The organism is Streptomyces rubradiris, from assembly GCF_016860525.1.
Taxonomy (GTDB): domain Bacteria; phylum Actinomycetota; class Actinomycetes; order Streptomycetales; family Streptomycetaceae; genus Streptomyces; species Streptomyces rubradiris.
In genome coordinates this window covers 813,501-829,707 of the sequence record NZ_BNEA01000001.1, presented here as the reverse complement: position 1 = coordinate 829,707, position 16,207 = coordinate 813,501, and the positions used below count along the sequence as shown (strand labels likewise).

The 16,207-nt window shown below is 73.8% G+C and carries 16 protein-coding genes; 6 read left to right on the top strand and 10 right to left on the bottom strand.

Going from position 1 to position 16,207, the window contains the following annotated elements; genetic code table 11:
• Nucleotides 1–65: 65 nt before the first annotated feature.
• Both Srubr_RS03890 and Srubr_RS03885 read left to right on the top strand, forming a co-directional pair.
• Nucleotides 66–950 (top strand): RNA polymerase sigma-70 factor, encoded by an 885-nt coding sequence (locus Srubr_RS03890; RefSeq protein WP_189998499.1) that lies wholly within the window; start codon nucleotides 66–68, stop codon nucleotides 948–950.
• Between the two features lie 282 nt (nucleotides 951–1,232).
• Nucleotides 1,233–1,994, top strand: coding sequence for a GntR family transcriptional regulator (locus Srubr_RS03885; RefSeq protein WP_189998497.1), 762 nt, complete (start codon nucleotides 1,233–1,235; stop codon nucleotides 1,992–1,994).
• A 663-nt stretch (nucleotides 1,995–2,657) separates the two neighbouring features.
• Here Srubr_RS03885 and Srubr_RS03880 read toward each other — a convergent pair.
• The 3 genes from Srubr_RS03880 to Srubr_RS03870 form a co-directional block, all read right to left on the bottom strand.
• The gene (locus Srubr_RS03880; protein ID WP_189999919.1) at nucleotides 2,658–3,812 is read right to left on the bottom strand and encodes an ROK family transcriptional regulator; all 1,155 of its coding nucleotides are present in this window, start codon (nucleotides 3,810–3,812) and stop codon (nucleotides 2,658–2,660) included.
• Nucleotides 3,813–3,907: 95 nt separating this feature from the next.
• Entirely contained in the window at nucleotides 3,908–4,564 is a 657-nt protein-coding gene (locus Srubr_RS03875; protein ID WP_189999918.1) for a response regulator transcription factor, read from the bottom strand.
• A 14-nt stretch (nucleotides 4,565–4,578) separates the two neighbouring features.
• Nucleotides 4,579–5,733: a sensor histidine kinase gene (locus Srubr_RS03870; RefSeq protein WP_189999917.1), complete on the bottom strand. Its 1,155-nt coding sequence runs from the start codon at nucleotides 5,731–5,733 to the stop codon at nucleotides 4,579–4,581.
• Nucleotides 5,734–5,840: 107 nt separating this feature from the next.
• Here Srubr_RS03870 and Srubr_RS03865 point away from each other — a divergent pair, with 107 nt between their 5' ends.
• Genes Srubr_RS03865 through Srubr_RS03855 form a run of 3 tightly spaced genes read left to right on the top strand, consistent with a single transcriptional unit; the run spans nucleotide 5,841 to nucleotide 7,959 of the window.
• Entirely contained in the window at nucleotides 5,841–6,761 is a 921-nt protein-coding gene (locus Srubr_RS03865; RefSeq protein ID WP_189999916.1) for an ATP-binding cassette domain-containing protein, read from the top strand.
• Between the two features lie 2 nt (nucleotides 6,762–6,763).
• Nucleotides 6,764–7,474, top strand: coding sequence for an ABC transporter permease subunit (locus tag Srubr_RS03860; RefSeq protein ID WP_189999915.1), 711 nt, complete (start codon nucleotides 6,764–6,766; stop codon nucleotides 7,472–7,474).
• A gap of 41 nt (nucleotides 7,475–7,515) precedes the next feature.
• Nucleotides 7,516–7,959, top strand: a complete 444-nt coding sequence (locus Srubr_RS03855) for a hypothetical protein (RefSeq protein WP_189999914.1) — start codon at nucleotides 7,516–7,518, stop codon at nucleotides 7,957–7,959.
• 79 nt (nucleotides 7,960–8,038) lie between these two features.
• Here Srubr_RS03855 and Srubr_RS03850 read toward each other — a convergent pair whose 3' ends face one another.
• The 3 genes from Srubr_RS03850 to purB all read right to left on the bottom strand — a co-directional run bounded on the left by Srubr_RS03850 (nucleotide 8,039) and on the right by purB (nucleotide 11,634).
• Complete coding sequence (locus Srubr_RS03850; protein WP_189999913.1) at nucleotides 8,039–9,430, bottom strand: cellulase family glycosylhydrolase; 1,392 nt, start codon at nucleotides 9,428–9,430, stop codon at nucleotides 8,039–8,041.
• 195 nt (nucleotides 9,431–9,625) lie between these two features.
• Nucleotides 9,626–10,120: a G/U mismatch-specific DNA glycosylase gene (gene mug / locus Srubr_RS03845; RefSeq protein ID WP_268257610.1), complete on the bottom strand. Its 495-nt coding sequence runs from the start codon at nucleotides 10,118–10,120 to the stop codon at nucleotides 9,626–9,628.
• Nucleotides 10,121–10,191: 71 nt separating this feature from the next.
• On the bottom strand, nucleotides 10,192–11,634 hold the full coding sequence (gene purB, locus Srubr_RS03840; protein ID WP_189999912.1) for an adenylosuccinate lyase: 1,443 nt from the start codon (nucleotides 11,632–11,634) through the stop codon (nucleotides 10,192–10,194).
• Between the two features lie 191 nt (nucleotides 11,635–11,825).
• Here purB and Srubr_RS03835 point away from each other — a divergent pair, with 191 nt between their 5' ends.
• A complete protein-coding gene (locus tag Srubr_RS03835) occupies nucleotides 11,826–11,999 on the top strand; it encodes a hypothetical protein (protein WP_189999911.1) in 174 nt (57 codons plus the stop codon).
• Between the two features lie 83 nt (nucleotides 12,000–12,082).
• On the opposite strand, the gene Srubr_RS03830 is transcribed toward Srubr_RS03835, so the two are convergent.
• The 4 genes from Srubr_RS03830 to Srubr_RS03815 all read right to left on the bottom strand — a co-directional run bounded on the left by Srubr_RS03830 (nucleotide 12,083) and on the right by Srubr_RS03815 (nucleotide 16,161).
• Complete coding sequence (locus Srubr_RS03830; protein ID WP_189999910.1) at nucleotides 12,083–12,871, bottom strand: SGNH/GDSL hydrolase family protein; 789 nt, start codon at nucleotides 12,869–12,871, stop codon at nucleotides 12,083–12,085.
• A 176-nt stretch (nucleotides 12,872–13,047) separates the two neighbouring features.
• Nucleotides 13,048–14,067 carry a hemolysin family protein gene (locus Srubr_RS03825; RefSeq protein ID WP_189999909.1) on the bottom strand — a complete coding sequence of 340 codons (1,020 nt, stop codon included), beginning with the start codon at nucleotides 14,065–14,067 and terminating at the stop codon, nucleotides 13,048–13,050.
• On the bottom strand, nucleotides 14,064–15,527 hold the full coding sequence (locus tag Srubr_RS03820; protein WP_189999908.1) for a hemolysin family protein: 1,464 nt from the start codon (nucleotides 15,525–15,527) through the stop codon (nucleotides 14,064–14,066). The genes Srubr_RS03825 and Srubr_RS03820 overlap by 4 nt, the downstream gene beginning before the upstream one ends.
• Nucleotides 15,528–15,735: 208 nt before the next feature.
• On the bottom strand, nucleotides 15,736–16,161 hold the full coding sequence (locus Srubr_RS03815) for a GNAT family N-acetyltransferase (RefSeq protein ID WP_189999907.1): 426 nt from the start codon (nucleotides 16,159–16,161) through the stop codon (nucleotides 15,736–15,738).
• Nucleotides 16,162–16,207 lie beyond the last annotated feature (46 nt).

The window sequence follows — 16,207 nt, the reverse complement described above, 5'->3', positions numbered from 1 at the left end:
CCCGCGCGGACACCGACTCCGATACCAGGTGGACACCGGCGGGCGGGTGACGATGGGATGGACCGGTGACCACACAGCCCGCCACCGATGTCTTCGAAGAACACCGGCCCCTGCTCATGGGCGTCGCCTACCGCATGCTCGGCCGCGTCGCCGACGCCGAGGACGTGGTCCAGGAGGCATGGCTGCGCTGGTACCACGCCGACCGCGACGAGGTCCGCGAACCGGGCGCCTACCTGGTGCGCGTCACCACCCGGCTGGCCATCGACCGGCTGCGCCAGGCCCAGCGGCGCGCCGAGGCCTACGTCGGCCCCTGGCTGCCGGAGCCGTACCTGACCGAGTTCGCCGACACCGCCCCCGACTCCGCCGACCGCGCCGTGCTCGCCGACACCGTCTCCCTCGCCGTCCTGGTCGTCCTTGAGTCGCTGTCCCCGCTGGAACGGGCGGTGTTCGTGCTCAGGGAGGCGTTCGGCTACCCGTACGCCGAGATCGCCACGCTGCTGGAGCGGACCGAGCAGGCGGTACGGCAGCTCGCCGGGCGGGCCCGCCGGCACGTGGCCGAACGACGCCCCCGCTACGACGTCGAACCCACCCGGCGCCGGGAACTGACCGAGCGTTTCCTCGCCGCCGCCGGCGAGGGCGACCTGGAGGGGCTGATGTCCCTGCTCGCCCCGGACGTCCGGCTGGTCGGCGACAGCGGCGGCAAGGCCAAGGCGCCGGTGCGCGTCCTGCACACCGCCGACAAGGTCGGCCGCTTCCTCGTCGGCGCCGCGCGCAACGCCCCGGCCGAGCGGACCTACCGCGTCCTGGAGACCAACGGCGGCCCCGCCCTGCTGATCCTGGCCGACGGCAAGCCCGACAGCCTGTTCCAGGTGGACATCGCCGACGGCCGCATCACGTCCGTCTACATCATCCGCAACCCGGACAAGCTCCGGCACCTCACCGCCCGCTGAGCCACCGCCCCGGCCCGCGAGCCCCCGTCGTCCCGGCGGGGGCTTCGCCGTACCCCGGTCATCCCCGCCGTACGACGGGAGCTTTGCCGCGATGTCACACACACGGATGCGCGCGAACGCCTCGTGAACGCTTCGCTGCCGGTGGTCCGGATACCGGCGGGGCGGCCGAGGATTGGTCTTGACCAAGGGTGAGCGCCGCCCTATGGTCGCAGAGAAGTGCAACAACCTTTAATAAACAAGGGCGCCAAAAACCGCCGGACCACGGCTCTCGCGGAGGACAGGGTGGGGACGACGCAGCTGGAATCGGTACCGGAACCGAAGTACTGGCATCTCAAGACCGTGCTCAGCGAGGCACTCGACTCCGAGTTCTCGGTCGGCGAGATCCTGCCCAACGAGCGTGATCTGGCCGCCCGCTTCGGCGTGGCCCGCGCGACGCTCCGCCAGGCCCTCGAACAGCTGGAACTGGAGGGCCGGCTCCAGCGCAGGCGCGGGGTCGGCACGACCGTCGCGCCCCCGCGCGTGGGCGTGGCCGTCGGCACGCGGCAGCACATCTGGCCCGGCGCCGCCGGAGACGCCTGGCAGCCCGTCGACAGCGCCCAGGCGGTGCCGCCCGCCGCGGTCGCCGCCGCGCTGGGGACCGGCGCGGACGAAGCCGTGCACACCGTGCGCCGCTCCCGGATGTCCCACGGCCAGCAGGTCGCCACCGAACTGCTCTACATCCCGGCGGCCTCGGTACCCGGCCTGACCGCGATCGACGCCCCGTCCGGCGCGGCACGCGCGCGTGCGGTGCTGCGGGAGCTCCAGCACCTGCCGCTGGAGGGGGAGGACCGCGCGGTCGAGCTGGGCTCCGCGCGCGCGGACGACGCCAGGGCCCTGGACCGGCTCCCCGGCTCCCCGGTGCTCGTCGTCACCACCCGCTTCCTCGCCCAGGGCAGCACCGCGGTCCTGTCGGTGGCGACCTACCGCGCCGACACCTGCCGGCTCACCTTCGGCGACTCGGCGGGCGTGGAGATACACCACGACCCGCGGCAACGGGCCTCCTGAGCCCCGGCCGGGGAGTTCTCCGGTGCGGGGCCGCGATCGCCGTGCGGCCCGGCGTCCAAGACCTCCGTGGCCCGGACGGTGGCCCGACCCGTACGCACTGTGCGGCCGGGTCCGGCCTGGACACCGCCGCCAAGTCATCCCGGCCCGCGTTTGCGGCACGCCGGGTCCGGCCAGGACACCGCGAGGCACCCGGCCCGCGCTTTCCACGTGGCCGGGCGCGGCGGGGACAGTGCCGGGGCGGTACGCGTTCCCGAGTCCGGGCTCAGCGCCTCGTGCCCACTATGCGGCCGAGTTCGGCGGCCCGTGCCCATGCCACGTCCGGGCTCAGCGCCTCGCGCTCACCTCGCGTCCGGGCTCAGCGCCTCGCGCGCTCACCTCGCGTCCGGGCTCAGCGCCTCGTGCCCACTATGCGGCCGAGTTCGGCGGCCCGTGCCCATGCCACGTCCGGGCTCAGCGCCTCGCGCTCACCTCGCGTCCGGGCTCAGCGCCTCGCGCGCTCACCTCGCGTCCGGGCTCAGCGCCTCGTGCCCACTATGCGGCCGAGTTCGGCGGCCTGTGCCCATGCCATGTCCGGGCTCAGCGCCTCGTGCCCACGCCGCGTCCGGGCCCAGCGCCCCGTACCCGCTTCGTGCCCACGCTCGGCCTCCGCCCCGGCGGCCGGGCTCAGCGTCGCGTCACCGTGCCGTCCACGGTGAACAGCTTCTCCTCCACGTGGTCCATCGCGAGCCGCAGCGCCCCCGTGGCCACCGCCGCCTCGCCCAGGACCGACAGGGCCACCCGGGGCGGACGCAGGCAGTAGCGGGCCAGTTCGCGGCGCAGCGGCTCCAGGACGCCGTCCAGGCCGGCCGCCCAGCCGCCGATCACGACCAGCTCCGGATCCAGCGCCAGCACCAGCGCGGCCACGTCGTGCACCAGCCGCTGGATGAACCGCTCCACGGCCGCCCGCGCCCGCAGATCACCGCCGCGCGCCAGCGCGAACACCTCGGCGACCGCCTGCTCGTCCAGCGGGTGCAGCGGCTCGTCGGTGGTGGACAGCAGCGCCTCCGGCGTCGCCTCCCGGCCCAGCAGATGCAGCGCGCCGATCTCCCCGGCCGCCCCGCCGTAGCCCCGGTGCAGCCGCCCGCCGATCAGCGAACCGGCCCCGGGGCTCAGCCCGGCCAGCACGAACACCACGTCGTCCGTTTCGATCGCCGCGCCCTTCCAGTGCTCCGCGAGCACCGCCGCGTTGGCGTCGTTCTCCACCAGCACCGGGCAGCGGAAGGACCGGCCGAGCCGCTCCCCGAGCCGCAGCCCCGTCCACCCGGGCAGCGCCGTGCCCAGCCGTACCGTGCCGTCCGCCTCCACGATGCCCGGCGTGCCCACGCCCACCGCGCGCAGCGAACCGCGCGCGACCCCGGCCCGGCGCAGCAGCTCGGCGACCGCGCCGCGCAGCCGGTCGAGCCGCTCGTCCGCCGGGGCGCCCGCGCCGACCTCCTTGGCCTGCGCGCCCAGCACCCGGCCGTCCAGGTCGGACAGCAGCGCGGCGACCCGGTGCGGCCCGATCTCCAGGCCCAGCAGATGCCCCGCCTCGGCCCGGAACCGGAACCGCCGCGCGGGCCGCCCCTGCCGGCGCGTGCCCCCCTCGTCGGCCGCCGTCTCCACCACGAGACCGGCCTCGATGAGCCCCTCCACGACGCCCTCGACGGTCGGCCGGGACAGTCCGGTGACCCGGGTGATCTCGGTGAGCGTCGCGCAGTCCGTGGTGCGCAGCGCGTGCAGCACCACCGCGGAATTGATCCTTCGCAGCAGCGAGGGATCGCCGCCGGTCAGCTGCCCCACCGTCCGTCCTCCCAGCTCGCGGGCGTGTTGGCCGGATCGTACTCGGCCGGGGGCACCCCGGCGAGTGCCGGGTTCCGCGCGCGGTCGCGGCCCGCTCAGCCCGGCTCCACGAACCCCGACTCGTAGGCCGCGATCACCGCCTGCGTGCGGTCGCGCGCGCCGAGCTTGGCCAGGACGGCGCTCACATGCGACTTCACCGTCTCCGCGCTCACCACCAGCCGGGCGGCGATCTCCGCGTTCGACAGCCCGCGTGCCATCTGCCGCAGCACCTCCGCCTCCCGCTCGGTCAGCCGGGCCCGCTCCAGCGCGGCCCGCGCTGGCCGTCCGCCGTCGCCGTACCGGGCGGCGAGCCGCCGTACGGAGGCCGGGAACAGCAGGGAGTCGCCCGCCGCGACCAGCCGCACCGCGTGCACGATCTCGGCCGGCCGGGCCCGCTTCAGCAGGAACCCGTCGGCACCCGCGCGCAGCGCCTCGTACACGAACTCGTCGTCCTCGAAGGTGGTCACGACCAGGATCTTCGGCGGATCGGGCACCGTGCGCAGCACCGCGCGCGTCGCCTCGATGCCGTCCATCAGCGGCATCCGGACGTCCATCGCGACCACGTCGGGCCGCACTTGGCGCACCAGCGGGATGACGGCCGCGCCGTCGGCCGCTTCGCCCACCACCTCGATGTCGGGCTGCGCCTCCAGCACGGCCCGCAGACCCGTGCGGACCAGGGGTTCGTCGTCGACGAGCAGGACGGTGACCGGCATCCGGCCAGCCTAGATCACCCCAGCGGCAGTTCCGCCCGCACCCGCCAGTCGCCCTCCTGGGGGCCGGTGACGGCGGAGCCGCCGAGCAGCGCGGCCCGCTCCCGTATGCCGCGCAGACCGCTGCCCCGCCCGGGGCCGGGTATCGCGCCCGGCAGCGGATTGCGCACCTCCAGGGCGAGCGTGCCGCCGGTGACCGCGACCCGGACCCGCACCGGCACCGGACCCGCGTGCCGCAGCGCGTTGGTGAGGGCCTCCTGGAGGATGCGGTACCCCTCCCGGGACACCGGTCCCGGCACGGCCTCCACCGGACCCGTCACCTCGGCGTCGACCTTCGCGCCCGAGGCCCGCGCCGACTCCAGCAGCCGGCCGGCGTCCGCCAGCGTGGGCCGTGCGCTCAGCGGCCGTTCGGCCTCCCGCAGCACGCCCAGGACCCGCTCCAGGTCCTCCAGCGCGGCCCGGCCGGTGTCCTCGATGGCGGTCAGCGCCCGGTCGGTGAACTCCGGATCACCGGCCGCGCGCGCGGCACCCGCCTGCACCACCGCCAGCGTCAGGGCGTGCCCGATCGAGTCGTGCAACTCCCGCGCGATCCGGGTGCGTTCCAGCAGCTGCTCGGTGCGCTGCTCCAGCGCGGCCAGCCGCTCGGCCGCCGACGGCCCGAGCAGCCGGCGCGCGGCGGCCGTGATCAGCTCGCCGAGTCCGACGACCGCACCGTAGAAGACGAGCAGCGGCAGCGGCGTCAGCAGGGCCCACGCGCGGTGCGAGGGCAGCCGTTCCAGCAGCGGCATCCCGGTCGTCGGCGCGCCCCACGCGCACCGCGCCAGTTCGTACGCGATGACGGGCAGCCACACGGACGCGAACATGGCCACGGCGCCGAGCCCCATCCGCAGCTCCAGCCACAGCACCGTACGCAACCGGTCCCGCCAGGTCGCCGCCGGCGCCTCGGAGATGCCGGGGTCCGGCTCGCCGGGCGTGAGCATCAGCCGCGCCTGCACCCCCTCCCCCCGCCGCACGGCGGGCACCAGACCGAGCGGCACGAGGAACAGGGCGGGCATCCACGGGGCCGACGGGTCGATGAAGAGCCAGACGCTGACCACCAGCATCGGCACCCACAGGTGCAGCAGGCGCGTGTACGTCGTCGCGCGCAGCAACGGGCGGAGAAGGCGGGGCATGACCTCATCGTCGCAGCCGGCACTGACAACGGGCCTCCCCCGCACGGGGGAGACGGTCCCCGCCGACGGGGGAGGCCCCGGCCGCCCGGCCCCGCCAGGCTGGTGCCATGACCAGCATCGACGTTCGCGACCTCACCAAGGAGTACGGCGGCCGACGGGCCGTGGACGGCCTCACCTTCAGCGTCCGCCCCGGCCGGGTCACCGGCTTCCTCGGCCCCAACGGCGCCGGGAAGTCCACGACCTTCCGTCTCCTTCTCGGCCTCGACCGGCCCACCGCCGGCACCGCCACCATCGGCGGCGACACCTACGCCCGGCTCCGTGAGCCGCTGCGCCGGGTGGGCGCCCTCCTCGACGCCCGGGCCGCGCACGGCTCGCGCACCGCCCGCGGCCATCTGCTGGCCCTCGCCGCGAGCAACCGGATACCCGCCCGCCGGGTCGACACCGTGCTGGAGGAGACCGGCCTCGCCGCCGTGGCCCGGCGGCGGGTGCGGACGTACTCGCTCGGCATGCGCCAGCGGCTCGGCATCGCCGCCGCCCTGCTCGGAGAGCCCGAGGTCGTCCTGCTCGACGAACCCGCCAACGGCCTCGATCCCGAGGGCATCGTGTGGATCCGCACCCTGTTGCGCCGGCTCGCGGACGAGGGCCGCACGGTCCTGGTCTCCAGTCATCTCATGGGCGAGACCGCCGCGTTCGCCGACCACCTGCTGATCCTGGGCCGGGGCCGGCTCCTCGCCGACACACCGGTGAGGGACTTCATCCACGCGCGCGTGCGGCCCCACGTCCGCATCCGCACCACCGATCCCGCCGCCCTGGCCGATCTCCTCGCCCGGCACGGTCACGACGCCTCCCGCGAGGAGGACGGGGCCTGGGCCGTGCGGCACGCGAGCGTGGACGACCTCGGCCGGCTGATGTCCGAGGCGGGCGTCCCCGTGCTGGAACTCGCCGCCCAGGAGGCCACCCTGGAGGAGGCCTACCTCGATCTGACCGCGTCCGAGACCGAGTTCAGCGCACCGCGCCAGGAGGCCTGACCATGCCGTTCGTCCCCGTCCTCCACGCCGAGTGGATCAAGATCCGTACCCTGCGCTCCCACCTGGGCGCCCTCGCCGCGATGCTCGTCGCCACCGCCGCGTTCTCGGCGCTCGCCGCGGCCGACGCCGACGACTCCGACCCGCTGTTCTCGGTGTTCTTCGGCGTCAGCTTCGGGCAGATCGCCGCGATCGGCTTCGGTACGACGGCCGTCTCCTCGGAGTTCCGGGGCGGCGCGCTGCGGCTGACGCTGGCGGCGGTGCCCGACCGGGGGCGCTGGTTCGCGGCGAAGGTGACGGCGATCGCCCTGCCGACGCTGGCCGTCGGGCTGCTCACCGGGCTCGTCACGCTCCTGGTGGGCCGGGCGGTCCTCGGCGCGTCCGCGCCCGGCTGGGCCGAGGGTGTGCGCGGCGCGGTCGGCTGTGGTGTGCACCTGACGCTGATGGCCCTGTTCGCCGCCGGGCTGGCGGCCGTGCTGCGCAGCGGAGTCGCCACCCTCTCCGTGCTGATCCCGTTCCTGCTGATCGTGTCCTTCGTCATCGGCGACCTGTCCGGCTCGATCGCCGACTTCCTCCCCGACCGGGCCGGTCAGGTGGCCCTGCACAGCAGCTGGGACGGTGCCCTCGGGCCGTGGAGCGGGATCGGGGTGACCGCGCTGTGGACGGCGGCGGCCCTCGCGGCGGGCGCCTGGCGGGTGCGGCGCAGGGACGCCTGACGGAGGACCAGTTGTCAGTGGTGCCCGCTTTACTGGACCGCATGGACATCGCGGAGAGCCTGACCCTCATCGAGCTGCTGTGCGCCCGGGAGTTCCCGGCGGTGCCCGGCAGGACGGAGCACGGCGAGAGCGGGCCCGGCTACCACATAGCCGCCTTACGGACCAGCGAGGGGTTCTGGGAGGGCGACGGCAGCGAACGGGAGGAGACGGAGGCGCAGTACGAGGCCGACCGGGACGGGCTCGCCGAGCGGCTGGGCGAACGGTGGGGGGGTCCGCAACACCTCAGCCTGTACAGCGTGTTCGAGCGGACCATGGCGGGCGAGGAGATCGCCGAACCCTGGGCCGGGCTCAGCGGTCACGTCCCGGACGTCCTGCTGTGGCGGACCCCGGAGCCGGACCGCTGGGTCGCCCTCGGCGTCTCCCAGTGGGACAAGGAGTCGCCCTTCCAACTGCTCGGCGTGGTGACGGAGACGGACCCGCCGTGAGACGGGTCCGGGCCGTGATGATTGGGAGCGCTCCCAATCGCCGGTGCGGGGCTCCGGTCCCGCCGGAGCCCCGTCGGGGTCAGCTGGTGGGGAAGGAGTCGGCGGTGCTGATGCGGCTCTTGAGCAGTGCCCCGGACTCGCTCAGCACACCGCTGCTGCTGTAATCGGTGCCGTCGCAGGTGCCGGGCTTGAACGCCGCGCTGCTCTCGTTGGCATCGGAGTAGGTCCAGTTCGCGTAGCTGATCTTCAGCTGGTCGAGCAGGTCCAGCCAGGCCGTGGTGCTGGTGCGGTCCATCGCCCCGCCGCCGGTGGCGCTCACCGTGCCGAACTCGGTGACGAACAGCGGCAGCTTCGAGGCCGCCCGGCTCACCGTGGCGCGGTAGTTGTCCTTGTGGCTCGCGGCGTAGAAGTGGAAGGCGTACATGATGTTGGTGGCGTTGACCGGGTTGTTGACGACCTCGGTCTCATTGGAGCCGTCCGAGACGCCCAGCGAGGACCAGCCCCGGGTGCCGACGATGATCACGGCGTCCGGGTCGGCGGCCCGGATCACCGGGATGACCTGCTCGGCGTAGCTCTTGATGGCCGTCCAGCTCACGCCGTTGGGCTCGTTGGCGATCTCGTAGATCACGTTCTTCTTGGCGGCGTTGCGGGCGGCGACGGACGCGAAGAACGTCTTGGCGCGGTCCAGGTTGTAGTTGGGGTCGCCCGGCGTGAGGGTGTGGAAGTCGATCAGGGCGTACATGCCCCGGGCCTCGGCCATGTCGACGAGGCTGTTCACCCGGCTGGTGAAGCCCGCCGGGTCGGTCTCGTAGCCGTTCTCCTGCACGTACATGGCGATGCGCAGCAGGTCCGACTTCCAGTCCTTCGCCAGCGCGTCCAGGGACGCGTTGTTGTAGCACTTGCTGAACCACTGGATGCCGTGCGTGCTCATGCCCCGCAGCTGGATGGGGCGGTTGTACTGGTTGCACAGGTTGACGCCGCAGACGTGCAGCTGTCCGTTGACGCCCACGGGCGTGCCGGTGCCCGGGTCGGGGTTGGGGTCGGGGTCCGGCGGCGGGTCCACCACGGAGCCGGTGCAGGCGACGCCGTTGAGCGTGAACGCCGAGGGCTTGGGGTTGGAGCCGGTGAAGGAGCCGACGAAGCCGAGGTCGGTCGACGCGCCGGTGGCCAGGGTGCGGTTCCAGTCGATGCCGGCGGCGCTGACCGTGGAACCGGACTGCGACCAGGTGGCGTTCCAGCCCTGGACGAGCTTCTGGCCGGAGTCGGGCAGGGCGAACTTCAGCGTCCATCCGGTGACCGGGTCGCCCAGGTTGGTGATCTTCACTCCGGCCTGGAAGCCGCCCTGCCACTGGCTGGTGACGGTGTAGTCGACCTTGCAGCCTGCGGCGGCCGCCGCAGGCTGGGGGCTGAGCAGTGTCGTCAGGCCCACGGCCGTGGCGCAGGTCGCCAGCAGGGCCACAATGCGTTTCAAAGCGTTCCTCCTCGTGTGAAGCGGGAACAGCACGATGGGAGCGCTCCCAAAGCCCATCGGCCCGAGACCGTACACCGGTGGATCGAGGCGCGTACAGACGTACGACAGTGAACGATGAGGCGTTCCGGGTGATGGCCGATTGACGACGGTGCCGCGGCCAGGGCGCCTTCCGGGGCCTCCCGGGCGTCGGGCGGGTCAGCCGGGCACGCCGGCCGCCTCGCGCAGCCGCCGGAACTCCTCCGCCATCGCTGCGGGGCTCCAGTGCGCGTTCAGCCCGCTGGGGTTGGGCAGGACCCAGATCCTGGTGCCGCCGATGGTCCGCTCCTGCGGACCCACCTTGGCCGTGCGGTCGCCGAAGGCGGCGCGGTAGGCGGTCACGCCGACGACGGCCAGCCATCCCGGCCGCAGCCGCGTCACCTTCTCGGCCAGCAGCCGCCCGCCCTCGACGTACTCCTCGGCGGTCAGCTCGTCCGCCCGCGCGGTCGCCCGGGCCACGACGTTGGTGATGCCGAGCCCGTACGTCAGCAGCTCGTGCTGCTCGGCGGGGATCAGCAGCCGGGGCGTGAAGCCGGAGCGGTGCAGCACCGGCCAGAAGCGGTTGCCGGGGCGGGCGAAGTGGTGGCCGGTCGCGGCCGACATCAGCCCCGGGTTGATGCCGCAGAACAGCACGCGGAGGCCGTCCGCGACCACGTCCGGGACGAGACGGTCGCGGGCGGCCTCCAGCTCCGCCTGGGTGAGGCGCGGGGTGCGGGGCGCGCGGGTCAGAGGATCGCTCCGGGGGTGTAGCCGGCCGCCTCGGGGTGCTGCTTCACGATCTCCTCGATCCGGGCGACGACCGCGCCGACCTGACCGGCGGCGGCGCCGGTGAAGGACAGCTTGTCGGCCATCAGCTCGGCCAGGCGCTCCCGGTCGAGCGGCAGGCGCTCGTCGGCGGCGAGCTTGTCGAGCAGGTCGTTGCGCTCGGCACCCTGCTCGCGCATCGCCAGCGCGGTGGCGACCGCGTTCTCCTTGATCGCCTCGTGCGCGACCTCCCGGCCGACGCCGGCCCGCACCGCGCCCATCAGCACCTTGGTGGTCGCCAGGAACGGCAGGTAGCGGTCCAGTTCACGGGCGATCACCGCGGGGAACGCGCCGAACTCGTCGAGCACCGTCAGGAACGTCTCCAGCAGGCCGTCCAGGGCGAAGAAGGCGTCCGGCAGGGCGACCCGGCGCACCACCGAGCAGGACACGTCGCCCTCGTTCCACTGGTCGCCCGCCAGCTCGCCGGTCATCGAGGCGTAGCCGCGCAGGATCACCATCAGGCCGTTGACGCGCTCGCAGGAGCGGGTGTTCATCTTGTGCGGCATCGCCGAGGAGCCGACCTGGCCCGGCTTGAAGCCCTCGGTGACCAGCTCGTGGCCGGCCATCAGCCGGATCGTCTTGGCCAGCGACGACGGGGCCGCCGCGAGCTGCACCAGCGTGGTGACGACCTCGTAGTCCAGCGAGCGCGGGTAGACCTGGCCGACGGAGGTGAAGGCCTGCGAGAAGCCCAGGTGGCCCGCGATGCGCTGCTCCAGCTCGGCGAGCTTGGCGGCGTCCCCGCCCAGCAGGTCCAGCATGTCCTGCGCCGTGCCCACCGGGCCCTTGATGCCGCGCAGCGGGTAGCGGCCGAGCAGCTCCTCGACGCGGCCGTAGGCGACGAGCAGCTCGTCGGCGGCGGTCGCGAACCGCTTGCCGAGGGTGGTGGCCTGCGCGGCCACGTTGTGCGAGCGGCCGGCCATGACCAGCTCGGCGTACTCGCCGGCCAGCTTGCCCAGGCGCGCCAGCACGGCCACCGTGCGGTCCCGCATCAGCTCCAGCGAGAGCCGGATCTGCAGCTGCTCGACGTTCTCCGTGAGGTCACGGGAGGTCATGCCCTTGTGCACGTGCTCGTGCCCGGCGAGGTCGTTGAACTCCTCGATCCGCGCCTTCACGTCGTGCCGGGTGACCTTCTCGCGCTCGGCGATCGAGGCCAGGTCGACGGTGTCCAGGACGCGTTCGTAGTCGGCGATCGCCTCGTCCGGCACCTCGATGCCGAGGTCCTTCTGGGCCCGCAGCACGGCGAGCCAGAGCCGGCGCTCCAGCCTCACCTTCTGCTCGGGCGACCAGAGCGTGGCGAGCTCGGCGGAGGCGTACCGTCCGGCGAGGACGTTCGGGATGCGGGGCTTGGCGGGCGCTGAAGTCACGTGTCCAGAGTTTACCGTCCGTCCATACAGGGTCCGTACCGTCCAGGGATGTAGGAAAGTACAGGTCAACGGGTTGCTGCGCAGGTCTTCGCGGGCCCGTCCGCAGGAGGGGTCGCGGGCGCGTGGGTTGCCCTCCGGGGGTTCCCCAGTTTGCCACGAGCACGTCACACTGACCCAGGAAAGGGGGACGCATGAAGAAACTCATCCGATACGGCGACGCCCTCGCCGTCGCCGCCGGCGGCGCCACGCTCGCCGCGGCCGGCACCCTCGGGACGGTGCACCCCGCCCTCTGGGCATGCTGGGGCGCGGCGGCGGCAGCGGTAGCCGCCTCCCAGTGGTACCGGTACGGCCTCACGCGCCGGTAGCCGCCGACGGCACATGCGGCGGGCCATGTCCCGCGCACCCCCGGAGAGTCGTACAGCCCTACGAACGGCGGAGTACGTCGACGCTAGGCGCGAGCCTCGTAGGGCAGCAGTTCCGGGCGCTTGGGCGGGCGGCCGTCGCCGGAGGAGCGGCCGGTGAGGCGGCGGCCTATCCACGGCAGCAGGTGCTGCCGGGCGAACCGTACGTCGGCGATCCGGCGGGCCACCCAGTCCGGCGGGGCCGTCGCCGGCAGCGGCACGTGCCACTCGGCGTCCTCCGGCTCGTATCCGAGCGTCTGCCACACCGCCTCGGCGACCCGGCGGTGTCCCTCCGCCGTCAGGTGCAGCCGGTCCACGTCCCACAGCCGGGGGTCCGCCAGCGCGGGCGCTCCGTACAGGTCGACCACCACGGCGCCGTGCTTGCCGGCCAGCTCCTCCACGCAGGCGAACAGCTGCTCCATGCGCGGCCGGAACCGCTCCAGCACCGGGCCCTGGCGGCCGGGGCTGCGCATCAGCACAAGTCGCCCGCAGGAGGGCGCCAGCCGCTCCACTGCCTCGGTGAGCAGATCCCGGACCCGGATCATGTCGCACTTGGGACGCAGGGTGTCGTTCAGCCCGCCGACCAGGGTGACGACGTCGGCCCGCATGGCCGCCGCCACCTCCACCTGCTCGTCGACGATCTGCCCGATCAGCTTCCCGCGGACGGCCAGGTTGGCGTAGCGGAACCCGGGCGTGCGGGCGGCCATCCGTGCGGCGAGGACGTCCGCCCAGCCCCGGTAGGAGCCGTCGGGCAGCAGGTCCGACATGCCCTCGGTGAAGGAGTCGCCGACGGCGACCAGGCTGGTGTACGGGGGAGTGGTGGGATTCGTGTGCATGGCGACAGCGATGCTATCCCGGCGCCATACCCGCCGGTCGGTCGCCCCGGAGCCCTCGCGCACGCCTCCGGTCGGTCGCCCCGGAGCCCTCGCGCACACCCCCGCTCGGTCGCCCCCGGAGCCCCGTGCACGCCCCCCGCTCGATCGCCCCGCAGCCCCGCGTCCGCCCCCGGGCGTCACCCCGCCGCGGGCTGGCCGAACAGTTGCCGCAGCACGTCCTCCATGGTCACCAGGCCCGCCAGCCGGCCGTCCTCGCCGAGTACCGCGGCGAGGTGGGTACGGCTGCCGCGCATCGCGGTGAGCACGTCGTCCAGCGGGGTGCTCTCCCGGACCCGCGCGATGGGCCGCATGTCCCGCAGCCGGAACGGCATGTCCCGGGGCGAGGCGTCCAGCGCGTCCTTCACGTGCAGATAACCCACGATCCGCCGCCCGTTGTCGACCACCGGGAAACGGGAGAACCCGGACTCGGCCGACAGCCGCTCCACCTGCTCAGGGGTGACGCCGACGCGCGCATACACCACCCGGCGCAAGGGCACGACCACGTCCCGCACCGGCCGGCTGCCCAGCTCCAGGGCGTCGTGCAGGCGCTCCTGCGCCCGGTTGTCGATCAGGCCCGCCTGGCCGGCGTCCTTGACGATCTCGGCGAGTTCGGCGTCCGTGAAGGTGGCCGACACCTCGTTCCTGGCCTCCACCCGCAACAGCTTCAGCAGCCCGTTGGCGAACGCGTTGATCGCGAAGATCACCGGGCGCAGCGCCCGGGAGAGCGCGACCAGTGGCGGGCCGAGCAGCAGCGCGCTGCGCACCGGTTCGGCCAGCGCGATGTTCTTGGGGACCATCTCGCCGAGCAGCATGTGCAGATAGGTGGCGAGGGTCAGCGCGATCACGAAGGACACGGCGTGACCGGCGCCCGACGGCACGCCCACCGCGTGGAACACCGGCTCCAGCAGGTGCGCGATCGCCGGCTCGGCGACCACGCCGAGCACCAGCGTGCACAGCGTGATGCCGAGCTGCGCGGCGGCCAGCAGCGCGGACACGTGCTCCAGCCCCCACAGCACGCTGCGGGCGCGGCGGTCGCCCTCCTGGGCCAGCGGCTCGATCTGGGAGCGGCGCACCGAGATCAGGGCGAACTCGGCGCCCACGAAGAAGGCGTTGACGACGAGGGTCGACAGGCCGATCAGCAGTTGTACGACGGTCATCGCGTCCCCTCCCGTGTCCCGCGGGCCTCATCGGCCCCGGCCCCGTGACCGCGTCCGGTCCCGTCGGCCCCGTGGCGGGCGGTCCTGTCCCGCCGCCTGGTCCCGGAGCCCCGCCTCGTCCCGCCGTCCTGACCGGCCGTGCCGGTCCGTTCGTCGTCCAGGGGCGCGTGCAGCAGCAGCCGGGCGGCCCGGCGGCCGGAGGCGTCCACGACGTCCAGGCACCAGCCGGCCACCTCGACGCTGTCGCCCGCGGCGGGTATCCGGCCCAGCTCGGTGGCGACCAGGCCGGCCAGCGTCTCGTACGGCCCCTCGGGCGCGCGCAGTCCCACGCGCGCGAGCTGGTCGGTGCGGACGGCGCCGTCCGCCGCGTACAGGGCGCGGCCCGCCTCGTCGGCGCCGGCCGGGGCGAGGTCGGCCGTCTCGTGCGGGTCGTGCTCGTCCCGCACCTCGCCGACGACCTCCTCCACGATGTCCTCCAGGGTGGCCACGCCGGCCGTGCCGCCGTACTCGTCGATGACGACGGCCATGGTGCGCCGGCCGCCGAGCCGGTCCAGCAGCCGGTCGACGGTCAGCGACTCGGGCACCAGCAGCGGCTCGCGCATGATCTGCGCGACCGTGCGGTGGCGCCGCTGGTCGGCGGGGACGGCCAGCACGTCCTTGATGTGGGCGGTGCCGACGACGGAGTCCAGGCTGCCCCGGTAGACCGGGAACCGGGACAGGCCGGTGGCCCGGGTGGCGTTGGCCACGTCCTCGCAGGTGGCCTGCATGTCGAGGGCGACGACCTGCACGCGCGGCGTCATCACGTTCTCGGCCGTGAGGTCGGCCAGGTTCAGGGTGCGGACGAACAGCTCCGCGGTGTCCGGCTCCAGCGCGCCCTCCTTGGCGGAGTGCCGGGCGAGGGCGGCCAGCTCCTGCGGGCCGCGCGCGGAGGCCAGCTCCTCGGCCGGTTCGACGCCGAGCCGGCGCACGAAGTGGTTGGCCGTGTTGTTCAGGTGGGTGATGAAGGGCCGGAAGGCCGCGCTGAACCAGCGCTGGGCGTTGCCCACCCGCTTGGCCATGGCCAGCGGCGAGGAGATCGCCCAGTTCTTCGGCACCAGCTCGCCGACGACCATCAGGACGACCGTCGACAGGGCCGTGCCCAGCACCAGCGCGATCGAGCCCGCCGTGGCGCGGGACAGCCCCAGCGCCGTGAACGGCCCGGCGAGCAGTTTGGCGATCGAGGGCTCGGCGAGCATGCCGACCACCAGGTTGGTGACGGTGATGCCGAGCTGGGCGCCGGAGAGCTGGAACGTCAGGTTCCGTACGGCCTTCAGGGCGCCCGCGGCACCGCGCTCGCCGCGGGCGGCGGCCCGCTCCAGCTCGCCGCGTTCCACCGTGGTCAGCGAGAACTCGGCCGCCACGAAGGCGCCGCAGGCCAGCGACAGCAGGATCGCCACCAGGAGGAGGAGCACTTCGGTCATCGGGTCACCCCCGTCCCAGGATCGGACAGGGTGGGGCGGTGCGCGCGGTGTCGCGGACTGGGAGGCTCGCCCATGGGCGGACGCTCACAACCTTTCATAGAGGGCCGAGTGCTCCCTCAAGGGTAAAGGATGGGCAAAAAAGCCTCCCGGGTCTCCCGTCCCGGCATCCGGCCCCGGTCCGCAGGTCGAGTCGTCCCGGCCTGCGCTCTCAGTCCGTGAGCGGCTTCACCCAGCGCCGCCAGTGCTCCTCGGGCCCGTACCCGGCCGCTCCCCAGGCGTGGTGCGCGGTCTCGTTGCGGACCAGCACCATCGCGTCCGCGCGCCGCCCGCCGAGCCGTACGAACCGCTCCTCGGCGGCGGCCAGCAGTGCCGAACCGATGCCCTGCCGCCGCCGCTCCGGGTGCACCGCGAGCCGGTACAGATGACACCGCCAGCCGTCGAAGCCGGCGATCACCGTGCCCACCAGCTCACCGCCACGCTCGGCCAGGAGCAGCGCCCCGGGGTCGCGGGCCACCAGCCGCTCCACCCCGGCGCGGTCGTCGCTGATGCTCGTCCCCTCGGCGGCCGTCTTCCAGAACGCGAGCACGGAGTCGAGGTCGGCGGGAACGGCGGCACGTATACGCAGGTCGGTCATGCCCCCATCATGATCGGAAACGGCTCGCGGGCCTACGGGATTTCGG

Coding starts and splice junctions, on each gene's coding strand:
- Srubr_RS03820 (WP_189999908.1), bottom strand. CDS start 15,527: ATGACCGAAGTGCTCCTCCTCCTGGTGGCGATCCTGCTGTCGCTGGCC.
- Srubr_RS03855 (WP_189999914.1), top strand. CDS start 7,516: ATGGACATCGCGGAGAGCCTGACCCTCATCGAGCTGCTGTGCGCCCGG.
- Srubr_RS03830 (WP_189999910.1), bottom strand. CDS start 12,871: ATGCACACGAATCCCACCACTCCCCCGTACACCAGCCTGGTCGCCGTC.
- Srubr_RS03825 (WP_189999909.1), bottom strand. CDS start 14,067: ATGACCGTCGTACAACTGCTGATCGGCCTGTCGACCCTCGTCGTCAAC.
- Srubr_RS03815 (WP_189999907.1), bottom strand. CDS start 16,161: ATGACCGACCTGCGTATACGTGCCGCCGTTCCCGCCGACCTCGACTCC.
- Srubr_RS03865 (WP_189999916.1), top strand. CDS start 5,841: ATGACCAGCATCGACGTTCGCGACCTCACCAAGGAGTACGGCGGCCGA.
- Srubr_RS03875 (WP_189999918.1), bottom strand. CDS start 4,564: ATGCCGGTCACCGTCCTGCTCGTCGACGACGAACCCCTGGTCCGCACG.
- Srubr_RS03835 (WP_189999911.1), top strand. CDS start 11,826: ATGAAGAAACTCATCCGATACGGCGACGCCCTCGCCGTCGCCGCCGGC.
- Srubr_RS03860 (WP_189999915.1), top strand. CDS start 6,764: ATGCCGTTCGTCCCCGTCCTCCACGCCGAGTGGATCAAGATCCGTACC.
- Srubr_RS03870 (WP_189999917.1), bottom strand. CDS start 5,733: ATGCCCCGCCTTCTCCGCCCGTTGCTGCGCGCGACGACGTACACGCGC.